A 22,086-nucleotide genomic window follows, 5' to 3' on the forward strand; every position below is an offset into this window, starting at 1 on the left:
GGAAATGAGCCGAGTCTAGACCTGTGAATGAAGGTCGGATAGGAAGATTGATAGGCGTGATGAAGCAGGAGAAACCAAGCGGCAAGCTGCAAGCCAGAGCCAGAAGCAAAAACGGCAAGCAAAGGCCGTTGCCCCTGCTTGCCGCTTGTAGCTTGCCGCTGCTTTTAACCGATGGTCATCAGGCTGGCGTTGCCGCCGGCCGCCGCGGTGTTGACGCTCAGGGCGCGTTCGATCACCAGGCGTTCCAGGGCGACCGCGGTTTCGCCCTGGGACAGGCCCTGGACGCCGACGATGGCACCGGCGCGCTGGGCCACCTGCTGGCAGACGCCGCGCAGCTGGTCGGAGTCGCCGTGGTGCAGGACCGCGTCGAACACGGCCTCATCCTTGGTCCAGTCGGCCACGCGCTTGATGCGGACCTGGACTTCCCGGGGCAGGCGGCCGAACAGGGCCTTGGACACGGCGTTTTCCGGCCAGACCGCCGAACCGCCGACGGCCAGTACCGCCGCCAGTTGCGTCAGCAGGTCGCCTTCGATTTCCGCCAGGCACAGCACGTGCTCGCGGGGCAGGATGGCGTAGCTGTTGCGCTCGCCGGTCGGGCCGGCCAGCTGCCGGGTGATCCCGCTCTGCGACTGCCCGGCGAACTGTTTGCACAGGGCCGAGAGTTCCGCCAGCTTGGCGCTGTCGGCCCAGGCTTGCAGGGCCGACAGCGGCTTGAGCAGCGACTCGCGCAGGCGCAGGTCCGGGGCGCTGATGGCGTCGGCACGGACGAAGGACTGCTCGATGGCGTCCACCGGACGGGTCGACAGCAGGCGGTACAGGTACAGCGGGCCGCCGGCTTTCGGGCCGGTGCCCGACAGGCCTTCGCCACCGAATGGCTGCACGCCGACCACGGCACCGACGATGTTGCGGTTGACGTACATGTTGCCGGCGTTGACGTTGTCCACCACCTTGGCGATGGTCTCGTCGATCCGGGTATGCACGCCCAGGGTCAGGCCGTAGCCGGAAGCGTTGATCTGGGCGATCAGCTGGTCGATGTCCTTGCGCTTGTAGCGCACCACGTGCAGCACCGGGCCGAAGATCTCGCGCTGCAGTTCGTCGAAGCTTTCCAGCTCGATCAGGGTCGGCATGACGAAGGTGCCGCGCTTGATTTCCTCGCCTTCGGCAATGGCCACCTGATACACGGTACGGCCTTTGTCGCGCATGCCCTGGATGTGTTTCTCGATCCCGGCCTTGGCCTCGGCGTCGATCACCGGGCCGATGTCCACGGCCAGGCGCTCGGGGTTGCCAAGGCGGCTTTCGGCCATGGCGCCCTTGAGCATCTCGATCACGCGGTCGGCGGAGTCTTCCTGCAGGCACAGTACGCGCAGGGCCGAGCAACGCTGGCCGGCACTGTCGAAGGCCGAGGACACCACGTCGATCACCACCTGCTCGGTCAGGGCCGAGGAATCGACGATCATCGCGTTCTGGCCACCGGTCTCGGCGATCAGCGGGATAGGCCGGCCCTGGTTGTCCAGGCGTCCGGCGATGTTGCGTTGCAGCAGGCGGGCGACTTCGGTGGAGCCGGTGAACATCACGCCCTTGACCCGCTCGTCGCCGACCAGGCCGGCGCCGACGGTCTCGCCACGGCCTGGCAGCAGTTGCAGCACGCCTTCGGGGATACCGGCTTCCAGCATCAGGCGCACGGCCTGGGCGGCCACCAGCGGGGTCTGCTCGGCAGGCTTGGCCAGTACCGGGTTGCCGGCGGCCAGGGCTGCGGCCACCTGGCCGGAGAAGATCGCCAGCGGGAAGTTCCACGGGCTGATGCACACCACCGGGCCCAGCGGGCGGTGGGCGTCGTTGCTGAAATCGTTGCGGGCCTGCACCGCGTAGTAGCGCAGGAAGTCCACGGCCTCGCGCACTTCGGCGATGGCGTTGGCGAAGGTCTTGCCGGCCTCGCGGACCAGCAGGCCCATCAGCGGCTGGATCTCGCCTTCCATCAGGTCGGCGGCGCGTTCCAGGATCGCCGCGCGTTCGGCCGGCGGGGTTGCCTGCCAGATCGGTGCGGCATTGAGGGCGCATTGGACGGCGTTGTCGACGTCGGCGACGGTGGCTTCCTGGACGTGGCCCACCACGTCGCGGTGGTCGGACGGGTTGAGCACTGGGGTCGCGGGCTCGTCGCTGGCCGGGCAGCCGAGCATCGGCGCGGCCTTCCAGTCGTTATGGGCAGTGGCCAGCAGGGCGCAGGACAGCGACGCCAGGCGATGCTCGTTGGCCATGTCGATGCCGGCCGAGTTGGCGCGGTCGGTGCCGTACAGGTCGCGCGGCAGCGGGATGCGCGGGTGCGGCAGGCCGACGCCGCCTTCCAGGGTGGCCATCTGCTCGATCTGGCTGACCGGGTCGGCCACCAGTTCCTGGATCGAGATCGACTGGTCGGCGATACGGTTGACGAACGAGGTGTTGGCGCCGTTTTCCAGCAGGCGGCGGACCAGGTAGGCCAGCAGGGTCTCGTGGGTGCCCACCGGAGCGTAGACGCGGCATGGGCGGTTCAGCTTGCCGTCGGCGACCTTGCCCACCACTTGTTCGTACAGCGGCTCACCCATGCCGTGCAGGCACTGGAACTCGTACTGGCCGGGGTAGTAGTTCTGGCCGGCGATATGGTAGATCGCGGACAGGGTATGGGCGTTGTGCGTGGCGAATTGCGGGTAGATGACTTCCGGCACCGACAGCAGCTTGCGCGCGCAAGCGATGTAGGAGACGTCGGTGTACACCTTGCGGGTGTAGACCGGGTAGCCTTCCAGGCCCTCGACCTGGGCGCGCTTGATCTCGCTGTCCCAGTAGGCGCCCTTCACCAGGCGGATCATCAGGCGGTGGCGGCTGCGGCGCGCCAGGTCGATGACGTAGTCGATCACGTACGGGCAGCGCTTCTGGTAAGCCTGGATCACGAAGCCGATACCGTTCCAGCCGGCCAGTTGCGGCTCGAAGCACAGGCGCTCGAGCAGGTCCAGGGACAGCTCCAGGCGGTCGGCTTCCTCGGCGTCGATGTTCAGGCCGATGTCGTACTGCTTGGCCAGCAGGGTCAGGGACAGCAGGCGTGGGTACAGCTCTTCCATCACGCGCTCGTACTGGGCACGGCTATAGCGCGGATGCAGGGCCGAAAGCTTGATCGAGATGCCCGGGCCTTCGTAGATGCCGCGACCGTGGGAGGCTTTGCCGATCGAGTGGATGGCCTGCTCGTAGGACGCCAGGTATTTCTGCGCGTCGTGCTCGGTCAGTGCCGCTTCACCGAGCATGTCGTAGGAGTAGCGGAAGCCCTTGGCTTCGAACTTGCTGGCGTTGGCCAGGGCTTCGGCGATGGTCTCGCCGGTGACGAACTGCTCGCCCATCAGGCGCATGGCCATGTCCACGCCCTTGCGGATCATCGGCTCGCCGCTCTTGCCGATGATGCGGCTCAGGGAGGAGGTCAGGCCCGCTTCGTTGTGGGTCGACACCAGCTTGCCGGTGAGCAGCAGGCCCCAGGTGGCGGCGTTGACGAACAGCGACGGGCTGTTGCCCAGGTGCGGCTGCCAGTTGCCGGTGCTGATCTTGTCGCGGATCAGCGCGTCGCGGGTGCCCTTGTCGGGGATGCGCAGCAGGGCCTCGGCCAGGCACATCAGCGCCACGCCTTCCTGGGACGACAGGGAAAACTCCTGCAGCAGGCCCTGGACGATGCCGGCCCGGCCGCCGGCGCTCTTCTGGTTGCGCAGTTTTTCGGCGATGGAGGCGGCCAGCTTGTTGGCGGCCTCGGCGGTGGTGGCCGGCAGGCGCGCCTGCTCCAGCAGCATCGGCACTACCTCCGGCTCTGGCCGGCGATAGGCCGCGGTGATGGAGGCGCGCAGTACCGATTGCGGCAGGATGCTCTCGGCGAATTCGAGGAAGCATTGGTGAGCATGGTCGGTGATCACTTCGCCGGCGTCGTCGCCGTCGCGAGCGATGGCGTTGCTCAGCTCGGTCAGGGTTGCACCACCCTCGAGTTTCTCCAGGTAATTGAAGATCGCCTGCTTGATCAGCCAGTGCGGAGTCCGATCAATCGAGGCCGCGGCCGCCTTGAGACGTTCGCGGGTAGGGTCGTCGAGTTTGACCCCGAGGGTGGTGGTAGCCATATTTTTATCCTCATGTTTGCCACGCGAGTGTGGCATCAGCTGGCGGCAAGATTATCCGCGAGCCGAAGCAGGTGCAACCGGGTGCAACCCATTTTTACCGGGAAAAAACCGCAGCTTGTCAGGAATAAAATTCCGCTACACAAAGTAGGGAGTCGATCTGGTGCATTCGCTTCTGAAAAAGATTTTCCTTGCTCCCAAAAGGAGCAAAAACGTCAACAACCGCTGATTTATCGACAAGGTGCAACTGATTCACGTCAAATCGGTTGCACCTTATTCATTTTGTTGCATAGGATTCGCGCCCAAGGTGCAACCGTCTTCGCGACTGGGGCATCGGCTGGTGGCTTTCCTGGGGAAACATCAGTCATAAATGCGCGGCACGCCTGAACGTTTCCCAAGCAACCTCGTTTGGTGGCGTGGGGCAGTGACCGCCGCACCATAAAAACAAAGCCAGGGCGTTATTCATGAGTGCAAGCAATCCAACCCTGATCACGTTCGTGATCTACATCGCGGCAATGGTGCTGATCGGCTTCATGGCCTATCGCTCCACCAACAACCTTTCCGACTACATTCTTGGTGGCCGCAGCCTGGGTAGCGTGGTGACCGCGCTTTCCGCCGGCGCTTCCGACATGAGTGGCTGGTTGCTGATGGGCCTGCCGGGCGCCATCTACATGTCCGGCCTGTCCGAGAGCTGGATCGCCATCGGCCTGATCGCCGGTGCCTACCTGAACTGGCTATTCGTGGCCGGTCGCCTGCGGGTACAGACCGAGCACAACGGTGACGCGCTGACCCTGCCGGACTACTTCTCCAGCCGCTTCGAAGACAAGAGCGGCCTGCTGCGGATCATCTCCGCGGTGGTGATCCTGGTGTTCTTCACCATCTACTGCGCTTCCGGCATCGTCGCCGGCGCCCGCCTGTTCGAAAGCACCTTCGGCATGTCCTACGAGACCGCGCTGTGGGCCGGTGCGGCGGCCACCATCGCCTACACCTTCGTCGGCGGCTTCCTGGCGGTGAGCTGGACCGACACCGTGCAAGCCACGCTGATGATCTTCGCCCTGATCCTCACGCCGATCATCGTGCTGCTGGCCACCGGTGGCGTCGACACCACCTTCCTGGCCATCGAGGCCAAGGACCCCACCAGCTTCGACATGCTCAAGAACACCACCTTCATCGGCATCGTCTCGCTGATGGGCTGGGGCCTGGGCTACTTCGGCCAACCGCACATCCTGGCGCGCTTCATGGCCGCCGATTCGGTCAAGTCGATCGCCAACGCCCGTCGCATCTCCATGACCTGGATGATCCTGTGCCTGGGCGGTACCGTGGCCGTGGGCTTCTTCGGCATCGCCTACTTCTCGGCGCATCCCGACGTGGCCGGTCCTGTGACCGAGAACCCTGAGCGGGTGTTCATCGAACTGGCCAAGCTGCTGTTCAACCCATGGATCGCCGGTGTGCTGCTGTCGGCCATCCTGGCGGCGGTCATGAGTACCCTGAGCTGCCAGCTGCTGGTGTGCTCCAGCGCCCTGACCGAAGACTTCTACAAGGCGTTCCTGCGCAAGGGCGCGTCCCAGCTGGAACTGGTCTGGGTCGGCCGGGCCATGGTGCTGGTGGTGGCGCTGGTCGCCATCGCCATGGCCGCCAACCCGGAAAACCGCGTACTGGGCCTGGTGAGCTATGCCTGGGCCGGTTTCGGCGCGGCCTTCGGTCCTGTGGTGCTGATCTCGGTCCTGTGGAAAGGCATGACCCGCAACGGCGCACTGGCTGGGATCGTGGTCGGCGCCGTGACCGTGATCCTGTGGAAGCACTTCGCCCTGCTGGGCCTGTACGAAATCATCCCGGGCTTCATCTTCGCCAGCCTGGCGATCGTCCTGGTGAGCAAGCTGGGCGCACCGAGTGCCGGCATGGTCCAGCGCTTCGAAGCCGCCGAGAAGGATTTCAAGCTCAACCACTGAGTGCCTGATCCGGCCCCTGTCTTTTCGGGGACACAATGAAAACGGCCCGCCGCGGTGACGCAGCGGGCCGTTTTTTTCGCCTTCTGAAGCCGCAGCAGGCTGCGAGCGAACGTAGAGAAGGGTGGCCGTGGCGGGCGCGGCTCAGTGCAGCTCAGCGTCGGGCTGGTTGAGGAAGATCAGCACGCCGAGGATCGCCATGTAGAACTTGAACGCCGCTTCCTGGCCGTTCCAGGTGGCGGACTGCCACATCATGAACCACTCCCCGCCCACCACCATGAAACCGAAGAACCAGACGCAGAAACCCAGGCAGAAGCCGGCGATGGCCCAATGCTTGGCGCGATTGAAGTCGCAGGCAGCGCCGTGGCGTGCACGCCACAGGCGGGCGCCGCCGAGCACCAGCAGCACGCCGGTCGCGGCTTCGCCGGCGATGATCAGCCAGTAGCCGGCATTCCACAGCAGCGGCTGGGTGATGGCCCGGCCGGTAGCGCTGCTGCCCGCAAAGACGCTGTCCATGCTCAGCACGTGCTGGACGAAGGCGAAGTTGGAACCGTAGTCGCTGATGTTGTTGTAGGCCACCAGCAGGGCGAAGGCGGCGACCGCGAGGGTCATGGTGATCTTTACGTAGCGCACGAGCATGTCAGGGTCCTTTGATAGGGAAACGATCCTTGGGGGGAGGGGGATCCTGGGAGGGTATGGCGAGGGCAGCTTAGTGGCGCGGGGAAAGAGGAGCAAGGGCCCCGCCGGTGCGGGCGGGGCCGGTTTGGATCAGGCTTGGCGCAGGGCCTGGTCCAGGTCTTCGAGCAGGTCCTCGATGGCTTCGATACCCACCGAGAGGCGGATCATCTCCGGCTTGACCCCGGCCTTGGCCTGTTCCTGTTCGTTCATCTGCCGGTGGGTGGTGGAGGCCGGGTGGCAGGCCAGGGACTTGGCGTCGCCGATGTTCACCAGGCGCTTGAAGATCTGCAGCGCATCGTAGAAACGTACGCCCGCCTCGTAGCCGCCCTTGAGGCCGAAGGAGAGGATCGCCGACGGCTTGCCCTGCATGTATTTGCGCGCCAGTTCGTGATGCGGATGGTCCTCCAGGCCCGCATAGCTGACCCAGGCCACCAGCGGGTGGGCCTTGAGGAACTGCGCCACCTTGAGGGCGTTGTCGGTATGGCGCTCCATGCGCAGGGCCAGGGTCTCCAGGCCTTGCAGCAACAGGAAGGCATTCATGGGCGCCAGGGCCGCGCCGGTGTTGCGCAGCGGCACGGTGCGGGCCCGGGCGACGAAGGCCGCCGGGCCGAACTTCTCGGTGTAGACCACGCCGTGATAGGCCGGCTCGGGGGTATTGAGGCTGGCGAACTTCCGTGGGTGCTCGGCCCAGGGGAAGTTGCCACTGTCGACGATCACGCCGCCCAGGGCGTTGCCATGGCCACCCACGTACTTGGTCACCGAATGCACGACGATGTCGGCGCCGAACTGGATCGGCTTGCACAGGATCGGCGTGGCCACGGTGTTGTCCACCATCAGCGGCACGCCCCGGGCGTGGGCGACCTGGGCCAGGCCTTCGATATCGACGATGTTGCCCGCCGGGTTGCCGATGCTCTCGCAGTACACCGCCTTGGTGTTGTCGTCGATCAGTTCGGCGATGGCCTCGGGGGAGTCGTCGCGGGCGAAGCGCACTTCGACGCCGAAGCTGGGCAGCAGGTGGGCGAACAGGGTATAGGTGCCGCCGTACAGTTGCGGGGTGGAGACGATGTTGTCGCCGGCCTGGGTCAGGGTCTGGATGGCGTAGTGGATCGCGGCGCTACCGGCCGATACCGCCAGCGCCGCGACCCCGCCTTCCAGGGCGGCGATGCGCTGTTCCAGCACATCGTTGGTGGGATTCATGATCCGGGTATAGATGTTGCCCGGCACATCGAGGTTGAACAGGTCGGCACCGTGCTGGGCGTTGTCGAACTCGAAGGCGACGTTCTGGTAGATGGGCACGGCCACGGCCTTGGTGGCGGGGTCCGACTTGAATCCATGGTGCAGCGCAATCGTTGCGTCTTTCATAAATTCTCAACTCAGTAGCAGTCCATTAATGAGCACAGCCAGGCAGGGTCGTGCCCGTACAGCAGTCAGTGGTCCCTTGTGTCTGAGTCGCCAGCAACCGCTTGGTGCACTGCCGCTTGGTCGCGGCAGGCGGGTCAGTGTCCATCAGGCGTGGCGGATGGGCAAGCTGGCGCGCCGTGCTGGGCGAATGCGATGGCCTGTCCTGACGCGGTCCTTGGCACAGGGTAAACTTGCGCTCCTGCGCAGGAGCAACCATGAACTATCGTCACGCCTTCCATGCCGGCAATCACGCCGACGTCTTCAAACACCTGACCCTGACCCGCCTCATCGCCCTGATGTCGCGCAAGGAGCAGCCGTTCGCCTATATCGACAGTCATGCCGGTATCGGCCTGTACGACCTCAAGGGCGACCAGGCGACACGCACCGGCGAGTACCTGGAGGGCATCGCCCGGCTGTGGGGCGCGGACGACCTGCCGGAGCTGACCGCCGACTACATGCGCGTGCTGCGCCGGCTGAACCCGGATGGCGAGCTGCGCTACTACCCCGGTTCCCCGGAGCTGGCCCGGCGCCTGATGCGCAACCAGGACCGGGCGCTGCTCAACGAGAAGCATCCCGAGGATGGCCTGCTGCTCAAGGACAACATGAAGGGCGACCGGCGAGTGGCGGTACACCTGGGCGAGGGCTGGCATGTGGCCCGGGCGCTGCTGCCGGTGGCGGAGAAGCGGGCGGTGATGTTGATCGACCCGCCGTTCGAGCAGCTCGACGAGATGCAGCGTTGCGCCGCGTCGATGAAGGAAGCCATCGGTCGCATGCGCCAGACCGTGGCGGCCATCTGGTATCCGGTCAAGGACCAGCGCGCCCTGCGCCGTTTCTACCAGGACCTGGCCGGCACTGGCGCGCCGAAGCTGCTGCGGGTGGAATTGCTGGTGCATCCGCTGGACACGCCCAACAGCCTCAACGGTTCGGGCCTGGCCATCGCCAACCCGCCGTGGGGCCTGGAGAAGGAACTGCGCGAGCTGCTGCCCTGGCTGTCGCAAAAGCTCGGCCAGACCCAGGGCGGCTGGCAGATGGACTGGCTGATCGCCGAAGAGCAGCGGTAAGTTGCAAGCTGCAAGCTGCAGCGCTACCACTTGCAGCTTGAGGCTTGCAGCTGCTTTAGATCGGGCAGGTCACCCCGGTACCGCCGATACCGCAATAACCTTCCGGATTCTTCGCCAGGTACTGCTGGTGATAAGCCTCGGCGAAGTAGACGGTCGGCGCCTCTTCGATCTCGGTGGTGATGGTGCCCAGGCCTGCCTTGGTCAGCTCGGCCTGGAATACCTCCTTGCTGTGCAGCGCCTGCTGCAGCTGGGTCGGGTTGGTGGTGTAGATCACCGAGCGGTACTGGGTGCCGATATCGTTGCCCTGGCGCATGCCCTGGGTCGGGTTGTGCAGTTCCCAGAACATCGCCAGCAGTTCTTTGTAGCTGACCTTGGCCTTGTCATACACCACCAGCACCACTTCGGTGTGGCCGGTCAGGCCCGAGCAGACCTCTTCATATGTCGGGTTCGGCGTGAAGCCGCCGGCGTAACCGACCACGGTGCTGACCACGCCCTCGCGCTGCCAGAAGCGACGTTCGGCGCCCCAGAAACAGCCCAGGCCGAAGATCGCGAAGTCGACGTCCTGGAAGAACGGACCCAGCAGCGGGGTGTCTTCGAAGACAAAGTGCTTTTCAGGCAGTGTCATCGGGGTTTCGCGGCCAGGCAGAGCTTGTTCTTTGGTAGGTAGCACGTTTTTGTTCACCAGAATTTCCGAGCGCAAGACCATGTAGCAGTCCTCCAGTCAGTTGGATTGTCGTTATTCAGACCTGCAGTTTGCCCGAGTGTCGCGACGCTGTCAGGCGATTGGCCCGCGCGGATAACGCTTGAGCCTGGCGATCAGCTCGGTGCCGGGTATCGGCCGGTCGAACAGGTAGCCCTGGCCGACGTCGCAGCGATGGCGGCGCAGGAAGGCCAGCTGCTCGGCGGTCTCGATGCCTTCGGCGACCACCTTGATCTTCAGGTTGTGGGCCATGGCGATCACCGCCGAGGTGATCTCCATGTCGTCCTGGTTGTCCGGGATGTCGTGGATGAAGCTGCGATCGATCTTGATGATATCGATGGGGAATTTCTTCAGGTAGCTCAGGGACGAATAGCCGGTGCCGAAGTCGTCCATGGCCAGGGTCAGGCCGAGCTTCTTCAGCTGTTCGAGTTGCTGGTGGGTGTCGTCGGTGGCTTCCAGCAGCAGGCCTTCGGTCAGTTCCAGCTCCAGCAGCGAGGAGGGCAGTTGCTCCTCCTTGAGGATGCCGGCGATGGAGGCCACCAGGTCCGGGTCGGAGAACTGCTTGGGCGACAGGTTGATGGCCACGTGCAGGTTGCCCATGCCGGCGGCGGTCAGTTGCTTGCTCATGCGGCAGGCCTGGCGGGCGATCCACTTGCCGATGGGGATGATCAGCCCGGTTTCCTCTGCCACGCTGATGAACTGGTCCGGGCGGATCATGCCTTTCTCCGGATGATTCCAGCGCAGCAGCGCCTCCATGCCCAGCAGCCGGCCGCTGCGCAGGCACAGCTTGGGCTGGTAGAACACGTCCAGTTCGTTCTGGGTCAGGGCCCGGCGCAGGTTGTTCTCGACGAACAGCTTGTAGCTGGCCTCGGCGTTCAGGGCTTCGGTGAACACCTGCACCTGGTGCTTGCCGTTGGCCTTGGCCTTGTGCAGCGCCAGGCCGGCGTTGCGCATCAAGGTCTGTGGATCGCGGCCGTGCAGCGGCGCGCTGGCCAGGCCCACGGAGCCGGTGACGCTGATCAACTGGTTGTCGACGAACATCGGCTTGTCCAGGGTCATCAGCAACTGGCTGGCGATCTGTTGGCCGGCTTCCAGGTCGGTGTTGTCCAGCAGCACGGCGAACTCATTGCTGGCGAAGCGCGCCAGGCTGCCGCTGGGGCTCAGGCTGTTGCGCAGGCGCCGGGCCAGGCTGATCAGCAGTTTGTCGCCGGTCTGGTGGCCGAGGCTGTCGTTGATCCGCTTGAAGTTGTCGATGTCCACCAGCAGCAGGCTGATCGGGGTATCGCTATCCCGGGCGAAGCGTTCATCCAGGTTGCGGATGAATGCGGGGCGGTTGCCCAGGTTGGTCAGGTTGTCGGTGTAGGCCAGGCGCTCGATGCGCTGCTGGGCCAGCTTGGTCTGGGTGATGTCTTCGTAGATGCCGATGTAGTGGGTCAGCTCGCGGTTGTCGCCATAGACCTTGGAAATCGACAGCTGGCCCCAGTACGGCTCGAGGTTCTTGCGCCGGCTCTTGAACTCGCCCTGCCAGCTATTGCTCTTGGCCAGGCTGGAAGGGGCGTCGAACAGCAGTTCGCTGAGGTTCTCCAGGGCCGGTAATTCCGACAGGCGGTGACCGTGGACTTCCTCGGTGCTGTATTGGGTGATCGCCGTGAAGCTGGGGTTGACGTATTCCACCACGCCATCGCAGTTGACCAGCAGGAAGGCGTTGGCGCTCTGTTCCACGGCTCGCTGGAACAGGTGCAGGGCGCTGGTGGCGGCCCGGCGATTGTGGTTGTTGATGACCTGGGCGAACTGGTCGGCCAGCTCGCCGGCGAAGGCGATCTCGTCCGACTGCCAGGCGCGGGTGGTACCGGTTTGTTCCAGGCACAGCACCCCGACCACCTGGCCATCGATGCGGATGCTGGCGTCGAGCATGGCGTTCACGTTCCGTGGGCGCAGGCTCTCGGCCATTTCCCGGGTGCGAGGGTCGCGCATGGCGTTCTGGGCATCGATGGCGCGGCAACTGTGCAGGGCTTCCATGTAGTCCGGGAAGCTGCTGGCGTCGATGGCGTCGGGCAGGTGGTATTCCTGGGTGGCCCGATGGTAGGCCGCGATCGGCTCCAGGCGCTGGCCTTCCAGGTTCCAGATGCTGGCGCAGTCGATCTGGTAGATGTCGCAGGCACTGCGGGTGATCAGCTCGGCGGCTTCCTTCAGGGAATTGCCGCTGCTGTAGCGCTGGCGGGTCAGTAGCAGGATCAGGTCCTGCTGAGCCCGTACCCGTTCCAGGTGCTGCAGTTGTTCCTGCTGGGCCCGTTGGTTGAGTTCCAGGGCGATCTGCAGGCGGCTGTTCTGGGTTTCCAGGTCCGGGGGCGGTGCCGGCGGAGTATTGCCGAACAGGCCCTCGACCACCAGCAGGTAGCCACGCAGCAGGTGCCGGTTGTGCTGTTTGTAGGCTTCGCCCAGTTCCAGGATGCTCAGGGGGCCTTGGACGGTGTGCAGGGTGTAGCGGACCAGGTAATGGGAGGCGCTGGCCAGTTGCTGCTGGATGTTGTCATGCAGTTGATAGCGCGCTTCGGGCTCCATCAGGCTGGCATAGGGCGAGCCGATCAGGGCGCAAAGTTCCACGGCGGGCAGGCCGAACTGGCGTTCGCAATTGGGATCGAGAAACAGTAGCGCCCAGCTCGCTTCATTCAGCCGTTCGAAACGCAACATGCCGAGCCGCGAAGGCACAGGCAATTGCGTCACTACCTCGGCCACCATACGGCTGGCGGCATCGGGTTGGCTTTTCATGGGGAAACTCGCTTCGAAATTGCTGATCGCGCCGGGCTCACGCCCTCTTTACTGTTGCCTGCGGCAAGGTTGCATCATGGCGCATCGACTGACAAGAGAGATGAAGGCCAAGTGCTATAAAGCTTTATATCGGCAGCCAAGGGGATTTCTGCAAAGTTACTTTTCGCCACTTGCATGGTTCGGTCCATGGCGGGGTCCTGGGTGTTTTTCCGGAAAAAAAAGCCCCGCCAGATTGACGGGGTTGAGGTGCGAGCGTGGCGCTCGAAAAAGGCGGCGGTGCCGGCCCTCCCGTGACAGGAGGGTCGGCTCGCGAGTTACAGCAGGATGGTACGGATGTCCGCCAGCAGGTCGCTCAGGCGCTTGGTGAAGCGCGCGGCGGCTGCGCCGTTGATCACCCGGTGATCGTAGGACAGCGACAGTGGCAGCATCAGCTTCGGTTGGAAGGCCTTGCCGTCCCACACCGGTTGGATGGTGGCCTTGGAAACACCGAGGATCGCCACTTCCGGCGCGTTGACGATCGGCGTGAAGCCGGTGCCGCCAATGTGGCCGAGGCTGGAGATGGTGAAGCAGGCGCCTTGCATCTCGTCCGAGGAGAGTTTCTTGGTCCGGGCTTTTTCCGCCAGGGAAGCTGCCTCGGCCGCCAGTTGCAGCAGGCTCTTCTGGTCGACGTTCTTGATCACGGGGACCAGCAGGCCATCCGGGGTGTCCACGGCGAAGCCGATGTGCACATACTTCTTGCGAATGATCGCCTTGCCGCTTGGGGCCAGGGAACTGTTGAAGTCCGGCAGTTCCTTGAGCAGGTGGGCGCAGGACTTGAGCAGCAGCGGCAGGACTGTCAGCTTGACGCCAGCTTTCTCGGCCACGGCCTTCTGGGCAACGCGGAAGGCTTCCAGCTCGGTGATGTCGGCGGAGTCGAACTGGGTCACGTGCGGTACGTTCAGCCAGCTGCGGTGCAGGTTGGAAGCGCCGACCTGCATCAGGCGGGTCATGGCCACTTCTTCGACTTCACCGAACTTGCTGAAGTCCACGGCCGGGATCGGCGGGATGCCGGCACCACCGGTCGCGCCGGCGGCTGGAGCTTCCTTGGCCTTCTGCATCATGGCCTTGACGTAGACCTGCACGTCCTCCTTGAGGATCCGGCCATGCGGGCCACTGGCGCTCACGGCGCTCAGTTCGACGCCGAATTCGCGGGCCAGCTGGCGCACGGCCGGGCCGGCGTGCACCTTGGCACCTGGCTTGGCAGGCGCGGCAGCTGCTGCGGCGACTGGTGCTGGTGCGGCTGGAGCGGCTTCGGCCTTGGCAGGCGCAGGGGCGGCAGCCGGAGCAGGCGCGGCAGGCGCCGGAGCGGCTGCAGGAGCCGCGCCCTTGACCTTGAGCTTGAGGATCAGGTCGCCGGTACCGACTTCGTCGTCCAGCTTGATCGATACGCTTTCCACGATGCCGGCGGCTGGCGATGGGATTTCCATGCTGGCCTTGTCGGATTCGAGGGTGATCAGCGACTGGTCGGCTTCGACGCTGTCGCCGGCCTTGACCATGACTTCGATGATCTTGGCCTTGCCGGCCGAGCCAATGTCCGGAACGTGGATATCCTGCACGCTGTCGGCCGCCGCTGGCGCGGGAGCGGCAGCCGGGGCAGGTGCAGCGGCAGGCGCGGCCGCAGGAGCCTGGGCTGGAGCGGCGGCAGGGGCCGCGGCGCCTGCCACTTCCAGGTCCAGGATCAGGTCGCCGGTACCGACTTCATCGTTGAGCTTGACGCTGATGGCCTTGACCACGCCGGCGGCTGGCGATGGGATCTCCATGCTGGCCTTGTCGGACTCGAGGGTGATCAGCGACTGGTCGGCCTCGACGCTGTCGCCGACCTTGACCTGGAGCTCGATGATCTGGGCCTTGCCCGAGGAGCCGATGTCCGGCACGTGCACTTGCTGCACCGAAGTGCCGGCAGGTGCGGCGCTCGGCGCAGCGGCAGGCGCTGCCGGTGCCGGCGCGGCCTCGGCCTTTGGCGCTTGGGCGGCAGGTGCAGGGGCCGCAGCGGCGGCGCCCTCGACGTCCAGTTCCAGCAGTTCGTCGCCTTCTTTCAGGCGGTCGCCCAGCTTCACTTTCACGCTCTTGACCACGCCGGCGCTCGGGGCAGGGATTTCCATGCTCGCCTTGTCCGACTCCAGGGTCAGGATGCTCTGGTCGGCTTCGATGCGATCGCCGACTTTCACCATCAGTTCGATTACTTCACCTTCACCGCTGCCGATGTCAGGTACGCGAATGAGTTCACTCACAAAAAGTCTCCTCAGCAATCCAGTGGGTTGCGTTTTTCCGGGTCGATACCGAACTTGGCGATGGCCTCGGCCACGACCTTGGGTTCGATGTCGCCACGGTCAGCCAGGGCTTCCAGGGCTGCCAGCACCACGAAGTGACGGTCGACTTCGAAGAAGTGACGCAGTTTCTTGCGGCTGTCGCTGCGGCCGAAACCGTCGGTGCCCAGGACCTTGAATTCCTTGGATGGGACCCATTGGCGGATTTGTTCGGCGAACAGCTTCATGTAGTCGGTGGAGGCGATGACCGGCCCTTTGCGACCGCTCAGGCATTCTTCGACGTAGCTCCGCTGTGGCTTCTGGCCCGGGTGCAGGCGGTTGCTGCGTTCCACGGCCAGGCCGTTGCGGCGCAGTTCGTTGAAGCTGGTCACGCTCCACACGTCGGCGGCGACGTTGAACTCGTCACGCAGGATCTTCGCCGCTTCGCGGACTTCGCGCAGGATGGTGCCGGAGCCCATCAGCTGCACGTGGTGCGCGGCATCGCGGGTGTCTTCCTCGAGCAGGTACATGCCCTTGATGATGCCTTCCTCGACACCTTCGGGCATGGCTGGCTGCTGATACGACTCGTTCATCACGGTGATGTAGTAGAAGACGTCCTGCTGCTCTTCGGTCATCTTCTTCATGCCGTCCTGGATGATCACCGCCAGCTCGTAGCCGTAGGTCGGATCGTAGGTGCGGCAGTTCGGGATGGTGCCGGCCAGCATGTGGCTGTGACCGTCTTCGTGCTGCAGGCCTTCACCGTTGAGGGTGGTACGGCCGGCGGTGCCGCCGATCAGGAAGCCACGGGTACGGCTGTCGCCAGCGGCCCAGGCCAGGTCGCCGATCCGCTGGAAGCCGAACATCGAGTAGAAGATGTAGAACGGCAGCATCGGCTGGTTGTGGCTGGAGTACGAAGTACCGGCAGCGATGAAGGAACTCATGGCGCCCGCTTCGTTGATGCCTTCCTCGAGGATCTGGCCCTTCTTGTCTTCCTTGTAGAACATCACCTGGTCTTTATCGACTGGCTCGTAGAGCTGGCCGACCGAGGAGTAGATGCCCAGCTGGCGGAACATGCCTTCCATACCGAAGGTACGGGCTTCGTCCGGGATGATCGGCACGATGCGCGGGCCGATTTCCTTGTCCTTGACCAGCTGCGCCAGGATGCGCACGAAGGCCATGGTGGTGGAGATTTCACGGTCGCCGGAACCATCGAGGATCGCCTTGAGGGTATCCAGTGGTGGCGTCGGCACGCTGAAGCTCATGGCGCGGCGCTGCGGCACGAAGCCACCCAGCGCGGTGCGGCGCTCGCTCAGGTAGCGGGCCTCGGCGCTGCCGGCTTCCGGCTTGAAGAACGGCAGGTGTTCCAGGTCTTCGTCCTTGACCGGGATGTCGAAGCGGTCGCGGAACAGCTTCAGGCTCTCGACGTCGACCTTCTTGGTGTTGTGCGCGGTGTTCTTCGCTTCGCCGGCGCCGGTGCCATAACCCTTGATGGTCTTGGCCAGGATGACGGTCGGCTGCTCTTTGTGGTTGACCGCCTGGTGGTAGGCCGCATAGACCTTGTACGGGTCGTGGCCACCGCGGTTGAGTTTCCAGATCTCGTCGTCGGACAGATCGGCAACCATCGCCTTGAGTTCAGGGGTGTTGAAGAAGTGCTCGCGGACGAACGCGCCGTCCTTGGCCTTGTAGTTCTGGTACTCGCCGTCGATGACTTCGTCCATGCGGCGCTGCAGGATGCCGTCGACGTCCTTGGCCAGCAGTGGGTCCCAGAAGCGGCCCCAGATGACCTTGGTGACGTTCCACTGGGCACCACGGAACACGCCTTCGAGTTCCTGGATGATCTTGCCGTTGCCGCGAACCGGGCCGTCGAGGCGCTGCAGGTTGCAGTTGATGACGAAGATCAGGTTGTCCAGCTTCTCGCGGCCAGCCAGGGAGATGGCGCCCAGGGCTTCCGGCTCGTCGCACTCGCCGTCGCCCAGGAAGCACCAGACCTTCTGCTTGCCGGCAGGGATGAAGCCGCGAGCCTCCAGGTACTTCATGAAGCGTGCCTGGTAGATCGCCTGGATCGGGCCCAGGCCCATGGAAACGGTCGGGAACTGCCAGAAGTCAGGCATCAGCCATGGGTGTGGATAGGACGACAGGCCGTTGCCATCCACTTCCTGGCGGAAGTTGTTCATCTGTTCTTCGCTGATGCGGCCTTCCATGAAGGCGCGAGCGTAGACGCCAGGGGAGGTGTGGCCCTGGAAGTAGATCAGGTCGCCGCCGTGCTCGTCGGTCGGGGCCTGGAAGAAATAGTTGAAGCCGATGTCGTACAGGGTGGCGCTGGAGGCGAAGCTGGAGATGTGACCGCCCAGGTCGGAATCCCTCAGGTTCGTGCGCATCACCATGGCCATCGCGTTCCAGCGCACCAGCGAGCGAATGCGGCGTTCCATGAACAGGTCGCCAGGCATGCGTGCTTCGTGGGTGACGGGGATAGTGTTGCGATAAGGCGTGGTGATGGCGTAGGGCAGTTGCGAGCCGCTGCGGGTCGCGAGTTCACCCATGCGGGTCATCAGGTAGTGAGCGCGGTCTTCGCCTTCTTTGTCGAGAACCGATTCCAGGGCGTCCAGCCATTCCTGGGTTTCGACGGGATCGAGGTCTTGCATGGCTTGCTCCAGGGCGGAAAGGCTTCCAGAATCGGTTGCCTGAGTTTGCGACTGGCCTTGTGGGCAGACGTTATGAATTCTTGGATTGCCGGAGGTTGCTCCAGCGATGTGTAGTTTTACTACAAATCATCGACCGTTTCAGCCTTTCGAATGTATAGACGAGTAGTAAAACTACAGAAGAATGGCTCGTGGCCTCCTGCTGTGTTGTGAGAATAATCGTTACTCTTGGTCAATGAATGACGCGGATAGATGGTGGGTTGATGCTGGCTGCTAAAAAAAATCTATTTTCAGCTATTTCTAACTTTTGTTCGACAGTCCGCCGCTGCTTGTCCTCTACCTCTCCCTCAGCCTGCACGTTCCACGCCCATCAAGGATAGCCCATGAGCCTGCCCTCGCTTGCCCAAGTCCCCGCGATTCTCCTGCCACTGGTCAGCCGTGCGGAGCAGTCGTTTCGCAATGCGGTGGCCGCCCTGGAAGATGACGCCGCAGTGGCGGACTGGAGTGCCGAGCGATGGGGCGAATTCGCCCGGGTTTGTGCCGCCAGCGACTTCGTCATCGATCAGAGCCTGCGTGATCCCTCGATGCTGCTGGAGCTGGTCCGTTCCGGCGAGCTGGATCGCGGTTTCGCCCCGGGCGAGCTATGCGCGCAGATCGCCGCGGCGGTGCAGGCGGCCGAGACCGAAGACCAACTGGGGCGAGTGCTGCGTCGCCAGCGCACCCGGCAGCAGGTGCGGATCATCTGGCGCGACCTGACCCGCCAGGCGGACCTGGTGCAGACCTGCCGCGATCTTTCCGACCTGGCCGATGCCTGCATCGACCAGGCCTACCAATGGTTGTACCTGCGCCATTGCCAGCAGTTCGGCGTGCCCACCGGCCACCGCAGCGGCGAGCCACAGCAGATGGTCATCCTGGGCATGGGCAAGCTGGGGGCCGTGGAACTCAACCTGTCGTCGGACATCGACCTGATCTTCGCCTACCCCGAAGGCGGCGAGACCGTCGGGGCCAAGCGGGGGCTGGACAACCAGGAGTTCTTCATCCGCCTGGGGCAACGCCTGATCAAGGCCCTGGACCCGATGACCGTCGACGGCTTCGTGTTTCGCGTCGATATGCGCCTGCGTCCCTATGGCTCCTCGGGGGCCCTGGTCCTGAGCTTCAATGCCCTGGAACAGTACTACCAAGACCAGGGGCGCGACTGGGAACGCTACGCGATGATCAAGGCGCGGGTGGTGGCCGGCGACCAGGCCTCCGGCGCCCAATTGCTGGAATTGCTGCGGCCCTTCGTCTACCGCCGTTACCTGGACTTTTCCGCCATCGAGGCGCTGCGCACCATGAAGCAGCTGATCCAGCAGGAAGTGCGGCGCAAGGGCATGGCCGACAACATCAAGCTGGGCTCGGGCGGTATCCGTGAAGTGGAGTTCATCGCCCAGGCGTTCCAGCTGATCCATGGCGGTCGCGACCTGAGCTTGCAGCAGCGTCCTCTATTAAAGGTATTGGGGACCCTGGAAGGGCAGGGCTACCTGCCGCCGGCGGTGGTCGGCGAGCTGCGCGAGGGTTATGAATTCCTGCGCTATACCGAGCATGCGATCCAGGCCATCGCCGACCGCCAGACCCAGATGCTCCCGGACAATCCCCAGGACCAGGCGCGGGTCGCCTTCATGCTGGGGTTTGCCGACTGGGAGGCCTTCCATGAGCGATTGATGCATTGGCGGGCCCGGGTGGAATGGCATTTCCGCCAGGTGATCGCCGATCCCGATGAAGACGAAGGTGCCCAGAGCGAGGTCGTGGTGGGCGGCGAGTGGCTGCCGTTGTGGGAAGAAGCCCAGGATGAAGAAGCGGCTTGCCGCCAATTGCAGGACGCTGGTTTCGTCGATGCGCCCAAGGCCTTGCGGGCCCTGGCCAGCCTGCGCGGCAGTGCGCAGTTGCGGGCCATGCAGCGCCTGGGGCGCGAACGGCTGGATGCCTTCATTCCACGCCTGCTGGCCCAGGCGGTGGAACATGCCAGCCCGGACCTGGTGCTGGAGCGGGTGCTGCCCCTGGTGGAGGCGGTGGCGCGGCGCTCGGCCTACCTGGTATTGCTCACCGAGAACCCTGGCGCGTTGCGCCGCCTGTTGACCTTGTGCGCGGCCAGCCCATGGATTGCCGAGCAGATCACCCGCTTCCCGCTGCTGCTGGATGAGTTGCTCAATGAAGGTCGGCTGTTCAAGCCGCCCCTGGCGCCGGAGCTGGCGGCCGAGCTGCGTGAGCGCCTGACGCGGATTCCCGAGGACGACCTGGAACAGCAGATGGAGGCGTTGCGCCATTTCAAGCTGGCCCATCGCTTGCGCGTGGCGGCATCGGAGATCGCCGGCAGCCTGCCCTTGATGAAGGTCAGCGACTACCTGACCTGGCTGGCCGAGGCGATCCTCGAGCAGGTGTTGGCGCTGGCCTGGCGCCAGACCGTGGCCCGCCATGGTGCGCCGCTGCGTACCGACGGCACCCTGTGCGATCCGGGTTTCATCATCGTCGGCTATGGCAAGGTCGGCGGTATCGAGCTGGGCCACGGGTCCGACCTGGACCTGGTGTTCATCCACGATGGCGATCCCCAGGCCGAGACCGATGGACCCAAGCCCATCGATGGCGCGCAATTCTTCACCCGGCTCGGCCAGCGCATCATCCACCTGCTGACCACCCAGACCAACTCCGGCCAGCTCTACGAGGTGGACATGCGCCTGCGGCCATCCGGCGCTTCGGGCCTGCTGGTCAGTTCCCTGGGGGCCTTCGGCCGGTACCAGGAGAACGAGGCCTGGACCTGGGAGCACCAGGCGCTGGTGCGGGCCCGCGTACTGGTGGGCAGCCAGGATGTCGGCCAGGCTTTCGAAAAGGTCCGGGCCGCCGTGCTGGGCAGGCATCGCGACCTGGCCAAGCTGCGCCAGGAGGTCAGCGATATGCGGGCCAAGATGCGCGACAACCTGGGTAGCCGCCTGACCGCCGCCGGTACGGCCGCCAATGCCTTCGAAGCCACGGCGCCCTTCGACCTCAAGCAGGACGCCGGAGGTATCGTCGATATCGAATTTATGGTGCAATACGCGGCCCTGGCGTGGTCCGAAGAGCACCCGTCATTGCTGCGCTATACCGATAACATCCGCATCCTGGAAGGCCTGGAAGAAGTCGGGCTGATGTCGGCGAGCGATGCCAGCCTGCTGCGCGAGGTCTACAAGGCCTACCGTTCCGCCGCTCATCGACAGGCGTTGCAGAATGAGGCCGGGATCATCACCGGTGATCAATTCGTGACCGAGCGGCGGGAAGTGTTGCGGATTTGGCACGCGCTGGGGCTAAGCTAGGCGGCCTGACAGGGGCCGTCATGTACTCGGCGGGCCTTGCGGCTCGCCAAAACTGAACCGGCGGCTGAGGCCGCGGTGCTGGATTCTCGAGGCGGGGAGGCGTATGCCTCCCCGGCTCGTTTATGGAAACCACATGAATATTCTGATCGTTGGGCCCAGTTGGGTCGGTGACATGGTGATGGCGCAGACACTCTTCGAGTGCCTGAAGCAGCGCCATCCTCAATGCGAGATCGACGTGCTGGCCCCCGAATGGAGCCGGCCGATCCTCGAACGCATGCCCCAGGTGCGCCGGGCCCTGAGTTTCCCCCTGGGCCACGGGGTCCTGGAGCTGGCGACCCGGCGCGGCATCGGCAAATCCCTGGCCGGCCAGTACGATCAGGCCATCCTGCTGCCCAATTCGCTGAAGTCGGCGCTGGTGCCGTTCTTCGCCGGCATTCCCAAGCGCACCGGCTGGCGTGGCGAGTTCCGCTACGGCCTGCTCAACGATGTGCGCAAGCTCGATAAAGAGCGTTATCCGTTGATGATCGAGCGGTTCATGGCCCTGGCCTACGAGCCCGGCGCCGACCTGCCTGCGCCTTATCCCCGGCCCAGCCTGCAGATCGATCCGCAGAGCCGTGACGCGGCCTTGGCCAAGTTCGGCCTGGTCCTGGACCGTCCGGTCCTGGCGCTGTGCCCGGGAGCCGAGTTCGGCGAGGCCAAGCGCTGGCCGTCGGAGCACTACGCCCAGGTGGCCGAGGCCAGGATCCGTGACGGTTGGCAGGTCTGGCTGTTCGGCTCGAAGAACGATCACGCCGTGGGCGAGGAAATCCGCAGCCGGCTGATTCCCGGCCTGCGCGAGGAGTCGGTCAACCTCAGTGGCGAGACCTCCCTGGCCGAGGCCATCGACCTGCTGTCCTGTGCCGATTCCGTGGTGTCCAACGACTCCGGGCTGATGCACGTGGCCGCCGCGTTGAACCGTCCGCTGGTGGCGGTGTACGGCTCCACCTCGCCGGGTTTCACCCCGCCCCTGGCCGATCAGGTCGAAGTGGTGCGCCTGGGTATCGAATGCAGTCCGTGCTTTGACCGCACCTGCCGCTTCGGCCATTACAACTGCCTGCGCCAGTTGATGCCGCAGTCGGTGAACGAGGCCCTGCAGCGGTTGCAGGGCACTGCGGTCGAGGTTCGATAAG

At 64.5% G+C, this 22,086-nt stretch carries 11 protein-coding genes; 4 read left to right on the top strand and 7 right to left on the bottom strand.

From position 1 onward, the window contains the following. Positions 1-164 precede the first annotated feature (164 nt). Entirely contained in the window at positions 165-4,118 is a 3,954-nt protein-coding gene (gene putA, locus H7A76_RS04830; RefSeq protein ID WP_185697448.1) for a trifunctional transcriptional regulator/proline dehydrogenase/L-glutamate gamma-semialdehyde dehydrogenase, read from the bottom strand. A 461-nt stretch (positions 4,119-4,579) separates the two neighbouring features. Between putA and putP the strand changes: the two genes are divergently transcribed. Further along, a complete protein-coding gene (putP, locus tag H7A76_RS04835) occupies positions 4,580-6,064 on the top strand; it encodes a sodium/proline symporter PutP (RefSeq protein ID WP_185697449.1) in 1,485 nt (494 codons plus the stop codon). 141 nt (positions 6,065-6,205) lie between these two features. Here putP and H7A76_RS04840 read toward each other — a convergent pair whose 3' ends face one another. Next, positions 6,206-6,700, bottom strand: coding sequence for a DUF2165 family protein (locus H7A76_RS04840; RefSeq protein ID WP_185697450.1), 495 nt, complete (start codon positions 6,698-6,700; stop codon positions 6,206-6,208). Between the two features lie 129 nt (positions 6,701-6,829). After that, complete coding sequence (locus H7A76_RS04845; RefSeq protein ID WP_185697451.1) at positions 6,830-8,101, bottom strand: O-acetylhomoserine aminocarboxypropyltransferase/cysteine synthase family protein; 1,272 nt, start codon at positions 8,099-8,101, stop codon at positions 6,830-6,832. A 254-nt stretch (positions 8,102-8,355) separates the two neighbouring features. Between H7A76_RS04845 and H7A76_RS04850 the strand changes: the two genes are divergently transcribed. Next, a complete protein-coding gene (locus H7A76_RS04850; RefSeq protein WP_185697452.1) occupies positions 8,356-9,201 on the top strand; it encodes a 23S rRNA (adenine(2030)-N(6))-methyltransferase RlmJ in 846 nt (281 codons plus the stop codon). Between the two features lie 55 nt (positions 9,202-9,256). Here the strand turns inward: H7A76_RS04850 and msrA are convergent, their stop codons facing one another. The 4 genes from msrA to aceE form a co-directional block, all read right to left on the bottom strand. Beyond that, positions 9,257-9,907, bottom strand: a complete 651-nt coding sequence (msrA, locus tag H7A76_RS04855) for a peptide-methionine (S)-S-oxide reductase MsrA (protein WP_185697453.1) — start codon at positions 9,905-9,907, stop codon at positions 9,257-9,259. Positions 9,908-9,976: 69 nt separating this feature from the next. Further along, positions 9,977-12,670, bottom strand: coding sequence for a putative bifunctional diguanylate cyclase/phosphodiesterase (locus H7A76_RS04860; protein WP_185697454.1), 2,694 nt, complete (start codon positions 12,668-12,670; stop codon positions 9,977-9,979). A gap of 314 nt (positions 12,671-12,984) precedes the next feature. Beyond that, the gene (aceF, locus tag H7A76_RS04865; protein WP_185697455.1) at positions 12,985-14,940 is read right to left on the bottom strand and encodes a dihydrolipoyllysine-residue acetyltransferase; all 1,956 of its coding nucleotides are present in this window, start codon (positions 14,938-14,940) and stop codon (positions 12,985-12,987) included. Positions 14,941-14,951: 11 nt separating this feature from the next. Beyond that, complete coding sequence (aceE, locus tag H7A76_RS04870) at positions 14,952-17,597, bottom strand: pyruvate dehydrogenase (acetyl-transferring), homodimeric type (protein WP_185697456.1); 2,646 nt, start codon at positions 17,595-17,597, stop codon at positions 14,952-14,954. A 380-nt stretch (positions 17,598-17,977) separates the two neighbouring features. On the opposite strand from aceE, the gene glnE reads away from it, so the two are divergent. Continuing rightward, complete coding sequence (gene glnE, locus H7A76_RS04875; RefSeq protein ID WP_185697457.1) at positions 17,978-20,917, top strand: bifunctional [glutamate--ammonia ligase]-adenylyl-L-tyrosine phosphorylase/[glutamate--ammonia-ligase] adenylyltransferase; 2,940 nt, start codon at positions 17,978-17,980, stop codon at positions 20,915-20,917. A 133-nt stretch (positions 20,918-21,050) separates the two neighbouring features. After that, positions 21,051-22,085 (top strand): lipopolysaccharide heptosyltransferase II, encoded by a 1,035-nt coding sequence (waaF, locus tag H7A76_RS04880; RefSeq protein WP_185697458.1) that lies wholly within the window; start codon positions 21,051-21,053, stop codon positions 22,083-22,085. The last annotated feature ends 1 nt before the right edge of the window (position 22,086 follow it).

Origin of the sequence: Pseudomonas sp. MSSRFD41, from assembly GCF_014230245.1 — a bacterium.
Taxonomy (GTDB): domain Bacteria; phylum Pseudomonadota; class Gammaproteobacteria; order Pseudomonadales; family Pseudomonadaceae; genus Aquipseudomonas; species Aquipseudomonas piscis.

What these genes read in the sequence shown, in the direction of transcription:
- putA (WP_185697448.1), bottom strand. Translation starts at nt 4,118, where the DNA reads ATGGCTACCACCACCCTCGGGGTCAAACTCGACGACCCTACCCGCGAA.
- putP (WP_185697449.1), top strand. Translation starts at nt 4,580, where the DNA reads ATGAGTGCAAGCAATCCAACCCTGATCACGTTCGTGATCTACATCGCG.
- H7A76_RS04840 (WP_185697450.1), bottom strand. Translation starts at nt 6,700, where the DNA reads ATGCTCGTGCGCTACGTAAAGATCACCATGACCCTCGCGGTCGCCGCC.
- H7A76_RS04845 (WP_185697451.1), bottom strand. Translation starts at nt 8,101, where the DNA reads ATGAAAGACGCAACGATTGCGCTGCACCATGGATTCAAGTCGGACCCC.
- H7A76_RS04850 (WP_185697452.1), top strand. Translation starts at nt 8,356, where the DNA reads ATGAACTATCGTCACGCCTTCCATGCCGGCAATCACGCCGACGTCTTC.
- msrA (WP_185697453.1), bottom strand. Translation starts at nt 9,907, where the DNA reads ATGGTCTTGCGCTCGGAAATTCTGGTGAACAAAAACGTGCTACCTACC.
- H7A76_RS04860 (WP_185697454.1), bottom strand. Translation starts at nt 12,670, where the DNA reads ATGAAAAGCCAACCCGATGCCGCCAGCCGTATGGTGGCCGAGGTAGTG.
- aceE (WP_185697456.1), bottom strand. Translation starts at nt 17,597, where the DNA reads ATGCAAGACCTCGATCCCGTCGAAACCCAGGAATGGCTGGACGCCCTG.
- glnE (WP_185697457.1), top strand. Translation starts at nt 17,978, where the DNA reads ATGAGCCTGCCCTCGCTTGCCCAAGTCCCCGCGATTCTCCTGCCACTG.
- waaF (WP_185697458.1), top strand. Translation starts at nt 21,051, where the DNA reads ATGAATATTCTGATCGTTGGGCCCAGTTGGGTCGGTGACATGGTGATG.